The 13,512-nt window shown below is 41.4% G+C and carries 14 protein-coding genes; 7 read left to right on the top strand and 7 right to left on the bottom strand.

Annotated features, from left to right (window positions below; translation table 11 throughout):
• Nucleotides 1-45 precede the first annotated feature (45 nt).
• Genes gatA through CP948_RS02645 form a run of 4 tightly spaced genes read left to right on the top strand, consistent with a single transcriptional unit; the run spans nucleotide 46 to nucleotide 5,138 of the window.
• A complete protein-coding gene (gatA, locus tag CP948_RS02630; RefSeq protein WP_096600857.1) occupies nucleotides 46-1,488 on the top strand; it encodes an Asp-tRNA(Asn)/Glu-tRNA(Gln) amidotransferase subunit GatA in 1,443 nt (480 codons plus the stop codon).
• 7 nt (nucleotides 1,489-1,495) lie between these two features.
• Nucleotides 1,496-3,346, top strand: coding sequence for a sodium-extruding oxaloacetate decarboxylase subunit alpha (oadA, locus tag CP948_RS02635; RefSeq protein ID WP_096600763.1), 1,851 nt, complete (start codon nucleotides 1,496-1,498; stop codon nucleotides 3,344-3,346).
• On the top strand, nucleotides 3,343-4,017 hold the full coding sequence (locus CP948_RS02640; RefSeq protein ID WP_096600765.1) for a response regulator transcription factor: 675 nt from the start codon (nucleotides 3,343-3,345) through the stop codon (nucleotides 4,015-4,017). Before oadA ends, CP948_RS02640 begins: the two co-directional genes overlap by 4 nt.
• The gene (locus tag CP948_RS02645; protein WP_096600767.1) at nucleotides 4,014-5,138 is read left to right on the top strand and encodes a metallophosphoesterase; all 1,125 of its coding nucleotides are present in this window, start codon (nucleotides 4,014-4,016) and stop codon (nucleotides 5,136-5,138) included. The genes CP948_RS02640 and CP948_RS02645 overlap by 4 nt, the downstream gene beginning before the upstream one ends.
• Here CP948_RS02645 and pyrG read toward each other — a convergent pair.
• The 7 genes from pyrG to CP948_RS02685 all read right to left on the bottom strand — a co-directional run bounded on the left by pyrG (nucleotide 5,116) and on the right by CP948_RS02685 (nucleotide 11,681).
• Nucleotides 5,116-6,702: a CTP synthase gene (gene pyrG / locus CP948_RS02650; protein ID WP_096600769.1), complete on the bottom strand. Its 1,587-nt coding sequence runs from the start codon at nucleotides 6,700-6,702 to the stop codon at nucleotides 5,116-5,118. The genes CP948_RS02645 and pyrG overlap by 23 nt on opposite strands.
• 11 nt (nucleotides 6,703-6,713) lie before the next feature.
• Nucleotides 6,714-7,052 (bottom strand): hypothetical protein, encoded by a 339-nt coding sequence (locus CP948_RS02655; protein ID WP_096600771.1) that lies wholly within the window; start codon nucleotides 7,050-7,052, stop codon nucleotides 6,714-6,716.
• Between the two features lie 10 nt (nucleotides 7,053-7,062).
• Entirely contained in the window at nucleotides 7,063-7,509 is a 447-nt protein-coding gene (rpiB, locus tag CP948_RS02660) for a ribose 5-phosphate isomerase B (protein WP_096600773.1), read from the bottom strand.
• A 50-nt stretch (nucleotides 7,510-7,559) separates the two neighbouring features.
• Complete coding sequence (gene merA / locus CP948_RS02665; protein ID WP_096600775.1) at nucleotides 7,560-9,158, bottom strand: mercury(II) reductase; 1,599 nt, start codon at nucleotides 9,156-9,158, stop codon at nucleotides 7,560-7,562.
• 12 nt (nucleotides 9,159-9,170) lie between these two features.
• The gene (locus CP948_RS02670; protein WP_096600777.1) at nucleotides 9,171-9,449 is read right to left on the bottom strand and encodes a heavy-metal-associated domain-containing protein; all 279 of its coding nucleotides are present in this window, start codon (nucleotides 9,447-9,449) and stop codon (nucleotides 9,171-9,173) included.
• A 344-nt stretch (nucleotides 9,450-9,793) separates the two neighbouring features.
• Nucleotides 9,794-10,087, bottom strand: a complete 294-nt coding sequence (locus tag CP948_RS02680) for a metal-sensitive transcriptional regulator (RefSeq protein WP_096600779.1) — start codon at nucleotides 10,085-10,087, stop codon at nucleotides 9,794-9,796.
• Nucleotides 10,088-10,154: 67 nt separating this feature from the next.
• A complete protein-coding gene (locus tag CP948_RS02685) occupies nucleotides 10,155-11,681 on the bottom strand; it encodes a sigma-54 interaction domain-containing protein (protein ID WP_096600781.1) in 1,527 nt (508 codons plus the stop codon).
• Between the two features lie 31 nt (nucleotides 11,682-11,712).
• On the opposite strand from CP948_RS02685, the gene folE reads away from it, so the two are divergent.
• Genes folE through CP948_RS02700 form a run of 3 tightly spaced genes read left to right on the top strand, consistent with a single transcriptional unit; the run spans nucleotide 11,713 to nucleotide 13,387 of the window.
• A complete protein-coding gene (gene folE / locus CP948_RS02690) occupies nucleotides 11,713-12,273 on the top strand; it encodes a GTP cyclohydrolase I FolE (protein ID WP_096600783.1) in 561 nt (186 codons plus the stop codon).
• A complete protein-coding gene (locus tag CP948_RS02695) occupies nucleotides 12,270-13,067 on the top strand; it encodes an LpxI family protein (RefSeq protein ID WP_096600785.1) in 798 nt (265 codons plus the stop codon). The genes folE and CP948_RS02695 overlap by 4 nt, the downstream gene beginning before the upstream one ends.
• 26 nt (nucleotides 13,068-13,093) lie before the next feature.
• The gene (locus CP948_RS02700) at nucleotides 13,094-13,387 is read left to right on the top strand and encodes a hypothetical protein (protein WP_096600787.1); all 294 of its coding nucleotides are present in this window, start codon (nucleotides 13,094-13,096) and stop codon (nucleotides 13,385-13,387) included.
• The last annotated feature ends 125 nt before the right edge of the window (nucleotides 13,388-13,512 follow it).

Raw genomic sequence — 13,512 nt, forward strand, 5'->3', positions numbered from 1 at the left:
TTACAGAGAAACTGATTATACCACAAACCCGTTATAATGTTTAGCATGCTTTGGAAGTTGTCCGTTTTTGAGCTAAGAGAATTGATACTAAAAAAGGAAGTTAAAGTTTCAGAAGTCGTTGAAAGCTTTGCAGAAAGGTTCTCTTCTACAGAGGATAAAGTAAAAGCTTTTATAACTCCCCTTTACGAACAGGCTCTTGAGCGCGCCAAAGCTATGGATCAAAAAGTAGAAGACAAACCCCTATTTGGCATACCTGTGGCAATAAAGGATAACATAAATGTGAAAGGATTCAAAACCACATGCGCCTCAAAGATGCTTGAAAACTTTATATCCCCGTATTCTGCTACAGTAGTTGAAAGGTTAGAATCCGCAGGTGCTCTGATAGTAGGAAAGACTAACATGGACGAGTTTGCTATGGGTTCTTCCACCGAGTACTCTGCCTTCTTTCCTACTAAAAATCCTTGGGACCTTCAGAGGGTGCCAGGTGGTTCTTCTGGAGGTTCTGCTGTGGCTACCTGTGTGCTTTCCGCTCCTTTGTCTTTGGGTTCTGACACGGGAGGTTCCATACGCCAGCCTGCCTCCTTCTGTGGTGTTATAGGTCTAAAACCCACTTACGGAAGGGTATCACGCTACGGACTTGTTGCCTTTGCATCTTCCCTTGACCAAATAGGACCCTTTGGAAGAAGAACCTTAGATACCGCACTTCTTCTTGAGGTGATCTCAGGTAGAGATGAGAAAGACTCCACGAGCGCTGATGTGCCCGTGCCCCAGTTTTCCCAAGAAGCAAAGAAGGAACTCAAAGGATTAAGGATAGGTGTGCCCAAAGAGTTCTTTGAGTTTGAGATGCAAAAGGAAGTCAAAGAGCTTTTTGAAGAGTTTTTGAGACAGATGGAGAAAAACGGATTTTCCACAGAGGAGGTCTCTCTGCCCCATGTTAAATACTCCATACCTGCCTACTATGTGATAGCCCCCTCGGAAGCATCTTCCAACTTAGCACGGTATGACGGTGTCAGATACGGGTATAGAACCAAGGACTACTCGGATCTCTTTGAGATGTACTCAAAAACAAGAGATGAGGGTTTTGGACAAGAAGTAAAGAGAAGGATCATGATAGGCACCTTTGCTCTATCCAGTGGATATTACGATGCGTATTACCTGAAAGCTATGAAAGTGAGAACTCTAATAAAGAAGGATTTTGAGGAAGCCTTTAAGAGAGTGGACATTATAGCCTGTCCCACCGCTCCCACCGTTGCCTTTAAGTTTGGCGAAAAAACATCAGACCCCATACAGATGTATCTTTCTGACATATTTACTGTGCCAGTAAACCTTGCAGGACTGCCTGCCATATCTATACCCATAGGTATGTCAGATGGACTGCCAGTGGGCGGACAGCTTATAGGAAAACCCTTTGACGAAACTACCCTTTTGAGAGTATCCTATCTTTGGGAACACATATACGAACACTATAAGCTCCTTCCTAAGTTATAATTCTTCTATGCGAGATATACTAATAACAGATGTTTCTTTAAGGGATGGCATACAGTGTATCTTAGCTACGCGCGTAAGAACCGAGGACATGCTACCTATTATTGAAGTTCTTGATAAATGCGGTTTTTGGTCTTTGGAGGTGTGGGGAGGTGCCACCTTTGACGTGTGTCTTAGATACCTAAAAGAAGATCCGTGGGAAAGGCTCAGAAAGTTCAAAGACAGAGCAAAGAATACCAAATTGGAAATGCTCTTAAGGGGACAGAACATAGTGGGATACAGACACTATCCTGATGATGTGGTAGAAGCTTTTGTGAAAAAGGCTTATGACAATGGTATAGAGGTCTTTAGGATCTTTGACGCTCTTAACGATGTTAGAAATATGAAAAAAGCCATTCAAGTGGCAAAGAAACTGTCCGCCATAGTAAAGGGGGTGCTCTCTTACACCATAAGTCCTGTGCATACAGTGGAGTATTACTTAGGTATAGCAAGACAGCTCGTAGACATGGGCATTGACATTATATCCATAAAAGACCAAGCAGGATTGCTATCTCCCAAAATGGCTTACGACCTTGTAAGCACTCTCAGATCCGAATTTCCCCATTATCCCATACACCTGCATACACAAACTACAGCAGACTTAGCAGAGATGGCACAGCTCAAGGGCATAGAGGCAGGAGCGGATATGATAGATACAGTTTTTTACAGTCTTTCTGGTCAGACCGCTCACCCACCGGGAGAAACCATGATATATGTGCTGAGAGAGTTTGGCTATAAGGTAAGTGTAGATGAAAAGCTCTATCAAAAAGCAGGCGATATGTTTAGAGAGGTACGCAAAAAGTATGCCAAATACGATGTTTTACCACCGTATCCAGATGTGGGCGTGCTTTCCCATCAAGTTCCCGGTGGAATGATAACCAACTTTATAAGCCAACTTAAAGAACAGGGCATGGAAGATAAGCTTAGCGAAGTTTTAGAAGAAGTAAAGAGGGTAAGAGAAGATTTAGGATATCCACCTTTAGTTACACCAACAAGTCAGATAGTGGGATCTCAAGCCTTTTTGAATGTGCTTCATGGAGAGAGATACAAAGTAGTCACTAAAGAGACCAAGGACTATGTAAAAGGTCTTTATGGCAAGCCACCAGCACCCATAAAGGAGGAGATAATAAAGAAAATCTTAGGAGAAGAAGAGACCATATATCACATAAGACCAGCAGACCTTTTGGAACCAGAATTGGATAAGCTCAGGCAAGAAGCTATAAAAGCGGGAGCCAGAAACGAAGAAGATATACTTTCTTATGCTCTTTTCCCTTTGGTTGCAAAAGAGTTCTTTGAATGGAGAGAAAAGTTTGAAAGGGGAGAGGCACTGCCACCTCAGTTAGAAGAAGATATAAAGGAGGAGAAAAAAGAATCTATACCAGTAGAGTTTGTGATAACAGTCCATGGTGAGCAGTATCATGTGCAGATAGCAGGCAGAGGAGAACCCACACCAGAAGGTAAAACTTTCTTTATAAGGCTTGACGGACAACTTGAAGAGGTACTTGTAAAACCCCTAAGGGAAATAGAAAGCGTAGGCATACCTTACGGTGATATACCAGCAGGAGGAGAGGTAAAACCCAAAAGACCAAAGCCCGTAGGCATAGGAGACATAACCTCTCCCATATCAGGTAAGGTGGTAAACATAAAGGTGAGTAAGGGTCAGAAAGTCAAAGAGGGAGATGTGCTCTTTGTTGTAGAAGCTATGAAGATGGAGAATGAGATACACAGCCCAATAGATGGTACAGTAGAAGAGATTCTCGTCTCCGTAGGTGAGGTTATAAACCCTGACGAAGTGGTAATAAGGATAAAACCAGCGCTATGAATGAGGTTAAGGTCTTCATACTTGAAGACGATAAGGACCTATCAGAGATAATTAGCTACAATCTGAGGAAAGAAAATTATTCAGTAAAAGCCTTTCACAGAGGGGTTGATCTTCTAAAAGCTCTTCAGGAAGAAACCCCAGATCTCATACTTCTTGATGTAATGGTACCAGACTACGACGGGTTTAGGATCGCAAGCATACTAAAATCAAGACCAGACATGAAAGAACTGCCCGTAATATTCATAACGGTAAAAGATGCGGAAGAAGATAAACTAAGAGGTTTTTCTCTTGGAGCAGATGACTACATAACCAAACCCTTTTCCATTAAAGAGCTCATGGCAAGAGTAAAAGCGGTGCTCAAAAGGGCAGGCAAGATAAAGAAAGAAGGAGTTTTTAAACTTGGAGACCTTGAGGTGGATACCCAAAGACGCGAGGTAAGAAGAGGTAAAGAAAAAATATATCTTACCCCTACAGAGTTCAAAATACTTGAGTGTCTTCTTGAAAACTACGCAAGGCCTGTAAGCAGAGAGTATCTTATAGAGGTGGTGCTCCAAAAGGATGTATACGACAGAACCATAGATGTTCATGTAAAAAACCTCAGGGAAAAGCTCGGGAAAGAAGGACAAGCCATAAAAACTGTAAGAGGCTTTGGATATAAGATAGAGCTATGAAGTGGTTCTTGGTAGCCTTCTTTAGCATATACTCTTTCTTGCATCTTTATGTGTTTTTTAAACTCATAAAACCTAACTTTTCTACGCAAAAAAGTATAGCTTTCCTAGTCCTTTTTTGCGTAATGGTGCTATCTCCTGTATTGTGGAGAGCGTTGGAAGCCAAAGAAAACGGCACTTTGACTTACTGGGTTGCTTTCCTGAGCTTGCTCTGGATGGGTTTTATCCTTTATGTGGTGTTCTTTTCTCTTACTATTGACGCTTACAGAGGCATAGTTTTTCTAAGCAAACGTCTTTTTGGGGTAAATCCTATACCTACTCCTTCATCAAGACTTTCCATGTATTTAGTGGTGTTTTTAAGCTTGTGCCTATCCGCATACAGTTATTACGAGACCCTACGGTTGGAGGTCATAAGGATAAAGATACAAACAGATAAACTACCTATAAGTAAGCTAAGAATAATGCACATTTCAGATGTGCACCTTGGTCCTGTTATGGGAAAGGACAAGATAAAACTCATAAAAGAAGTATGGGAAAAGGAAAAGCCAGATATCATAGTTTCTACAGGCGATCTTGTTGATGGCAATATGAGAAGAAAAGATGGGCTTGCAAATATGCTTGCAAGCATGTCCGCATCCTTGGGAAAGTTTGCAGTCCTTGGAAACCATGAGTATTACCGAGGCATTGATCAAGCAATAGATTTTACGGAAAGGGCAGGTTTTGTATTGCTAAGGGGTGAGGTAAGAGACTTGGGACCCATCTTAGTGGTTGGAGTTGATGATGACGATTGTAGGTTTTTTAACGCATGCCAAGGAGAAATTGATGAGTACAAACTTTTGGAAAAGGTACAGAAAGGAAAGTTTATCCTACTTTTGAAACACAAACCAAGGCTAAATCCCATGTCTGTAGGACTATTTGATCTCATGCTTTCGGGGCATACCCACGGAGGACTCTACAAACCCATAGGGGATATCTTTCTCAAAAAGCTCTTCATCACAGACAGAGGATTTTTGCGTTTAGGGAGTTCTTACATCTTTGTGAGCAAGGGTGTAGGCACAGGCGGACCTCCCATGAGGCTTTTTTCTCCACCAGATGTTGCCATTATTGACCTTGTGAAAAAGTAATGCACGCTCTTATAAAAGACACAAAGAGGGGGTGCGGATCAAAAGGCTTGCTTTTAAATTCGGGATGAAACTGGCATCCTATGTACCAAGGGTGGTCTTTGAGCTCAATAATTTCTACCAGCTTTCCATCGGGAGAGAGGCCTGAAAAAACTATGCCAGCCTTTTGGTAAACATCTCTGTAGGCGTTATTAAATTCGTATCTGTGCCTGTGTCTTTCGTAAACTACTTCTTTACCGTATATGTTTCTCGCTTTGCTTCCTTCTACAAGCACGCAAGGATAAGACCCCAGCCTCATAGTTCCACCAAGACGGTCTATAGCCTTTTGATTTTCCATAAGGTCTATGACTGGGTAAGGTGTGTTTGGATCAAACTCTGTAGAGTTGGCTTTTTCCATTCCCAAAACGTTCCTTGCAAACTCTACACACATGAGTTGCATACCTAAACATATACCAAAGGTAGGCACTCCCTTTTCCCTCCCGTATTTTAAAGCCCTTATCTTACCCTCTGTACCTCTCTCTCCAAACCCACCGGGCACAAGAATACCGTCCAGATTTTCTAACATCTCTTCCTTCAAGTCCTCTGAGTTTATCCACTGGATATCCACTTTCACACCGTTTGCTATACCCCCGTGCAAAAGCGCTTCGTGTATACTTTTGTAAGAATCCTTCAGAGACATGTATTTACCCACAACCCCTATCTTTACCTCCCCCTGAACACTTCTTATCTTTTCCATTATGCTTTCCCATCTTGTTGGAAGTTCTTTGTAAGACAATCCAAAATGCTCCGCTATTATCCTGTCTACGCCTTGTCTTTTCAATATTATTGGTACTTCGTATATGTACTCTACGTCAGGTGCAGAAATGACTGAGCTCTCCTTTACATTGGTGAACAGAGATATCTTCTCCTTTATGCTTTTGGGAAGCTCCATTTCAGACCTACAGACTATCATGTGGGGCTGTATACCTATGGCTCTGAGCTCTTTTACCGAATGTTGTGTGGGCTTGGTTTTTAGTTCACCCGCACTCTTTATGTAAGGTACATAAGTAACATGAACAAACAGTATGTCTTCTTTCTTTGATTCTAAGGACAGCTGCCTTATAGCTTCTAAGAAAGGTAGGCTCTCTATATCTCCAACAGTACCACCCACCTCCACTATAGCTATGTCGCTGTCCTTCTCTATAGACCTTATGAGTTTTTTTATCTCATCGGTTATATGAGGTATAACTTGTACAGTAGCACCAAGATATCCACCTCTTCGCTCTCTCTCCAAAACATTAAAGTAAACCCTTCCTGCAGTTATGTTATTTTTCCTACTCATACGGGAGTAGGTGAATCTTTCGTAATGGCCAAGATCCAAATCCGTCTCCGCACCGTCTTCCGTGACGTAAACTTCTCCATGCTGGTATGGACTCATGGTTCCTGGATCCACATTTAAGTAAGGGTCAAGTTTTTGAAAAGTGATGGTGTATCCTAGTTCTTCAAGAAGGGAGCCTATGGATGCTGACGTTACACCTTTTCCGAGGGCAGAAAGCACACCACCAGTGACGAAGATGAACTTTGCCATGTGAGAATATTTTAAGTTATCTGATGCTCATATTCCTTTCGGTAGATTTTCCACCTGGGTGGTGATAGGCTACTGGAACAGCCAAGGGAAGAAGTATCGTATATTTTAAAAACTTTAGGGTCTGACGGCTCATGAACGAAGACAAACACCGTGTTGTTGGGAAGGAATTTCATCTGGGACTTCCAGTTTTTTATCTGCAAAAGTATGTCTTTTAACCTTTCTTTTACTTCTTCTGCGGACAGTTTTTCTTTTAACATTGCGTTTGTATCTTCAAAAAACCACTCTCCATCCTTTATGTTTTGGATCATCTCAAGAACTTTCTCCTCAGAAGGTATACCGTAAAATCTCATAAGCTTAATTCTAACACATATCCTCTTCCAACTTGGTTATTAGGTCTACCCTTCTTTTGTGCCTTCCGCCACCAAATTCTGAGGCAAGCCATGTGGATACAATAGATAGAGCCAGCTCTTCACCCAAAACCCTACCTCCTAAGCAGAGGACATTAGCGTTGTTGTGCTCTCTGCTCACCTTTGCCATGTACTCATTGGTACAGAGAGCTGCATACACTCCCTTGAACTTGTTGGCAGTTATACACATACCTATACCTGTTCCGCAGATGAGTATCCCCTGCTGTGCTTCGCCTCTTTGAATGGCAAGAGCCACCTCACGGGCAAAAAGGGGATAATCCGTAGATTCTGCAGAGTCTGTGCCAAAGTCTATAACTTGATAACCCCTTGATATGAGAAACTCCTTTATTTTTTCTTTGAGGTGATAACCTGCGTGGTCAGCACCTATGGCTATCTTCATGACTAAAAGATTATAAGCTTACTCCTTTAACCTTGCAACCTTAAGTTTTCTTATACAGCACAACAGGAAAGGTGAGAGACATCTTTGAAAAAACTCTGGGCACATAGTTTTATGGCTTCAGAAAGAGTGGGGTAAACATCCACAGTTTCTATTACTTCCTGTAAAGTAAGTCCGTATTTTACAAGCAGGACCCCTTTGTGTATAAGCTCCGCTCCATGAGGTGAGAGTATGTGAAGTCCAAGGATCTTCCCACTTTTCTTTTCTGCAACCAATTTAATGAGTCCCTCTTCTCTAAAGCTGAGAACTGCTCTTGGAACCTTAGAAAAATCAAGAACTCTAACATCAACATCATAACCTATGCCTTTTGCCTCCTCTTCCTTTAAGCCTACGCTGGAAAGTTCTGGGTCTGTAAATATAGCGTGTGGTACGGATGAGTAATCCACCTTTTTCTTATTTCCAAGAAGCGCATTCTGTGCTGCTATACCACCTTCCATTGCTGCAACGGTGACTAACATAAACTTACCTACGCAATCACCAGCAGAGTATATATCCCCATTGGTGGTTTGCATAAACTCGTTTACTTCTATAAATCCCCTCTTATCTGTCTTCACGCCTACTATCTCTAAACCTATATCTTTTGTATTTGGCGTTCTGCCCGTTGCAATGAGGAGATCTGTTCCTTTTATGACTTTTTTGTTTTTTTCGTGCTCTACCTCCAGTAAAATGTGTACCCCATCTTTACTAACCCTAAGTACCTTTGTGCTTGTTAATATCTCCATTCCCTCCCTTTCAAGCAGTTCCCTTAATTTAGTTCTAAGCTCTGGTTCCTCTCCCATAGCAATGTCTGAAAGCGCTTCCAAAAGGGTTACCTTACTTCCCAACCTGAGAAAAGCTTGTCCTAATTCAAGCCCTATGGCACCACCACCTACAATTATCAGGTGTTCAGGTAAGTGATCCAAGTCAAATATGGTATCGCTCGTGTAGTACCTAACATCATTTAAATTTTCTATCGGTGGAATAGATGGTTTTGAACCTGTTGTGATAACCGCCTTGTAAAAACTTATCTCTTTATCTCCTATCAGAGCTTTACCGTTAGCGATAAACCTACCTTTTTGCTGTCTGTACTCTATGGTAGGATAAGCATCAAGCACATCCCAGTATTTTTCTTTTCTTAATCTCTCAAGGAGTTTCTCCTTTATCTCCACTATCCTTTTCATATCCACTCTGCCTTCCTTTGCACAAACCTTGATGGTGTTAGCTATTTCTATGAAATACTTGGAAGGTATACAACCTCTGTTGAGGCATGTACCACCTATTACACTGTTTTCTACAACTAAAACCTTTGCTCCAAGCTCAGAAGCCTTGATGGCGGAAGCAAAACCTGCAGAACCACCTCCTAAAACAAAAAGGTCATAAACCTCCCTTTTGGGTATGTAAACTTCGGGAACATCTTCAATGGGTTCTGCACCGTATCCGGCTTTTTTAACAGCTTCTATGAGCTTTTCTACTTGCGCTTCTCCTTCTACCTGTGCATAACCTTGAGGGAAATAAACTTTGGCATGCTTAACACCCTCAACGCCTTCAAGAGCTCTCTTGACCGTTTGAGCACAGTGCTCACAAGTCATTCCTGTTATTCTAAGTTTGATCATAATCCTTCCTCCTTAAAACTTGGTCTCTCCTATAACCTTGCCCATGTATTGCCCAGCTCTGGATATGGCTTTGAGAATGTTATCCTCTTTGACACCATCTTCTGCAACTACTACTGCTATACGGTTTTTGAGAGAAGTCTCTACCCACTTAACGCCTTCTACTTGAGAGATGGCCTTTTTGACAGCTACAGGACACATCTCACAAGTCATACCCTCTACATCAATAACCACAACCTTTTTAGCAAAAGAAAGACCCATCAACACCAACAAAGATAACATAACCTGCTTCATGATTTAACCTCCGTAAACTTTAGTAAGCACATAGGGGTAAAAGGTTGCAACTACAAGGAGTAAAAGAGATATCCATGCTAAACCTTTGCTCAGGTTTTTAATCCACGAAGGTTCTTCACAAGCACATTCAACTTTTCTTTTTTTGTACAATCTGTAAAGTGAGTATGCTACACTCATATAGCCTACCGTAAGAAAGTACCATCTGTAAGGTTCAAGAACGCTTAGTCTACTTAAGCTTCCTACTGAAACACCAAAAATTACAAACAGAGTGGGGTGCTATACAGCAAGAACCTGCAAAAAAAGATGCAAGAAGCCCTACTACACTTGCGATAGCTTCTCTCATATCAACAACCTCCTTTTACTAACTTTTTTACAGCGTCTAAGAATTCTTCCAATGCTCTTATATCACCTGCTTCCACGCTTGGCTTAACGCAGGACTGAACATGCTCCTCAAGAAGCTTGACCGCTACCGAGCTAAGAGCGGATCTCACAGCAGATATCTGAATCAGTATTTCATCACAGCTTCTTTTCTCCTGAATCATCTTCTGTAAGCCCTTTATCTGACCCTCTATCTTTGAAAGTCTGCTGACTAGCTCCTTTACACTTTCTTCAGACAGGTAAATATCGCACCTCTCCATACCTATACCTCCTACTGGTATAAGATAGTCCAGAAACTTCGCTTTTTAATATGATTTACATCAATTATTAGAATTTTTTCAGCTCTATACGGTACTTCTGTATCCTATAATCAAGTTGTCTGAGTGTGTAGCCCAAAAGCTTAGCAGCCCTTGACTTTACATACCCTGTCTTTTCAAGAGCTTTTATTATCTCTTCCCTTTCGGTAAGCTCTATTATAGAAGGCAGGTGCTTGGGCTCTTCTTTATGGAGTTCAACAAAAAAGTAAGAAGGAAGGTCCTTTTCTCTTATAATACCATCCTTCAGGATAACTAGCCTTTCTATTGTGTTTTCTAACTCTCTTATATTGCCTGGCCAAGGGTATTCCATCATTATTTCCAAAGCTTTTATGTCTATCCTAACATTCTTGTTATAGCGCTGATTAAAGAGATTTAAAAAGTGGTCTATAAGCACGGGTATGTCTTCTTTCCTTTCTCTAAGAGGCGGTATGTGTATGGGAACTACGCTAAGGCGGTAGTAGAGGTCTTCCCTAAAACTTCCCTTTTGCACAAGATCCCACAGGTCTTTGTTGGTTGCGGATATGATCCTCACATCTACTTTTATACTCCTTTCACTGCCAAGCTTTTCTATCTCCCTATCCTGAAGAACTCTTAGTATTTTGGGTTGCAAGGAGAGGGGCATATCACCTATCTCGTCAAGAAAAACAGTGCCACCGTTAGCTATCTCAAACTTACCTTTCTTGGAAGTGTAAGCACCGGTAAAAGCACCCTTTTCGTATCCAAAGAGCTCCGCTTCAAGAAGGGTTTCTGGTATAGCGGAGCAGTTTATGGTAATAAAAGGCTTTTCTTTCCTACTACTCAAAAAGTGTATGGCTTTTGCTACAAGACTTTTTCCCGTCCCGCTCTCACCCGTTAAAAGTACTGTTGTATCTGTTTGAGATACTTTTTCTATAAGGTCTATGAGGTTCTTTATAGCTATGCTTCTGCCTATGATACCTTCAAGACTATACTTTTTACCCAATGCCTGCGTTAGAGCTTTCTTCTCTTCTTCCCACTCCTGTCTTTCTAAATTTATCCTTTCTTCAAGTTTATAAAGCATGCCTATCATAGTCCCCAGTATAATAAGTAGCTCCACCGCTTTTTCTACGCTATCCTTTTTATCAAAGCTTTTAAAAACCGCAAGCACCCCTATGATCTCACCACCAACTCTAACAGGCACCGCTATAAAGGATTCACTACCCTCCAGTCTGTCCTTTAGTCCAGTTCTGTTTATGTATGCGCCGACGCTAAGGTCAGATAGAACTACAGGTACACCGCTTTTGTATACCTTCCCCACTATTCCCTCACCCCGTTTAAAAAGCCCTCTTTCTACCTCATCCTCTTTTAGTCCAAAGGCTTTGACTATCTTTAAAAGCTTAAGGTCTTTTCTGTAAAGAGCTATATAACTGTACTTTACATCCCAGAAAGAGTAGAGTATTTTAAGCACCTCCCCCACACTGTCCAGAAAGTTCATACCTTTGCTCAGAATTTTTGCCACTTCGTTTATTATGGTGATCTCCGGTGTACTTAAATGTTTTCTTGCGCTTTCTTCCGTCATGTTAAATTAATTATACGCAAGGAGGCAAGACATGGCTGTAGATAAAGAAAAGATGAAACAAGCAGTGAGACTCTTTCTTGAGGCTATAGGTGAGGACCCAAATAGGGAAGGACTTAAAGATACACCCGAGAGAGTTGCCCGCATGTGGGAAGAGTTTGACAGGATGAGAGATTTTGATTTCAAACTTTTTGAAGAGTTTGGGAATTACAACGAGATGGTTCTTGTTAAGGACATAAATGTTTATAGTATATGCGAGCATCATCTTCTGCCCTTTTTTGGCAAGGCTCACATAGCTTACATACCGGACAAAATAGTGTGTGGTCTTTCCAAACTTGTGAGAACAGTAAGAGCCTTTTCCCTCAGTCCACAGCTTCAGGAAAGGCTTACTAATCAGATAGCAGACTTTTTGATGGATAATCTCAAGCCCAAAGGCGTTGCGGTGGTCTTGGAAATGGAGCATTTGTGTATGTCCATGAGAGGTGTTATGTCTCCAGGACACCTAACCGTTACCTCTGCTCTTCGTGGAGTATTTCTTAGCGACATGCGCACCAGAGAGGAGTTTTTAAAGCTCATAAGAAAGGAAAAGGAATGAGGGTCTGTCTTATAGCAGGTTGGGGAGAACTTCCCCAAGTTTTCCAAAAAGAAGCCACAAAAAAGGGCGTGGAAGTTTTTACTGTAGGCGTTAAAGGCATAACTACTATCAGAGCAGACGAATACCTACCCATAGGTAAGGTGGGGAGACTCATAGACCTTCTTGAAAAGAAAGACATAAAGAATATAGTTATGCTGGGAAAGTTTGAGCAAAAATTCATGTTTTCTTACCTTTTTACCTTTGACACAGTAGCACTTTCTATCCTGAAAAAGGCAAAAGATAGAAAGCCCCAAACCATAATTGAAACATTCATGCGAGAGCTTGAAAAACGCGGATTTGAGTTTATAGACCCTAAACCTTATCTTGAAAATCTCCTTGCACCAAAAGGAAGGATAGGTAATGTGGAACCCTCTAAAGATGCCATGGAAGATGCCCTGTGGGGTATGCCTATAGCCAAGCAGATAGCTAACCTTGACATAGGACAAACCATAGTGGTGAAAGATAAAGCGGTTGTAAGTGTGGAAGCTATGGAAGGTACACAATCAGCTATAGAAAGAGCTGGGAAGCTTGCAGGCAGGAACTGTAGAATAATAAAGGTTGCAAGGACACATCAGGATTTTAGGATAGATGTGCCAGTAGTAGGACCCCACACAGTAGAAGCGGTAAAAAAGATAAAAGGTGATGCCATCTTTGTAGAAGCAGGAAAGATATACATAGTAGATTTGGAAAAAACCGTGAAACTTGCAAACATAAACGGTATAGCTCTCTATGGTATGGAGTACAGCTTGACATAAAAAGGCTCAGGTGCTATTTTCTGGATATGGAAGTAGAGCTAAAGTTGAAAAAGCTTTATGGAAAGGACAAGGCTAGCATAGAAGAACTCTTGCAGAGCAGAGCAGGACGCAACCTACTGCCTTACGAGATAGTTTTTAATGACAAGGTAAACTGGGAGGAGCTTAGGGACCAGATAAAGGATTATTACTACAAAGCCTGCATCATCTACTCAAACTTCAGGTATCTTGTAAAGAGAAAAACTCCTCTGCCTTTAGTTAAGGAAAGGATCTCAGACAGGGATTTGAGAAGATTTTTTGAAGTTTTAAGGGCGCTGAATTGATGGACATTATCAGTCTTTTCAAGGAGATAGGAGGCTGTTTGAAAAATCCCAGAGCATTGACAAAACTTGATTTCTAAAAACAGCCCTCAAAAGCTCAAAAAATAAGTAAATCCCCCAAAGCACCA

The organism is Hydrogenobacter hydrogenophilus (genome assembly GCF_900215655.1).
In the GTDB taxonomy this organism is placed as follows: domain Bacteria; phylum Aquificota; class Aquificia; order Aquificales; family Aquificaceae; genus Hydrogenobacter; species Hydrogenobacter hydrogenophilus.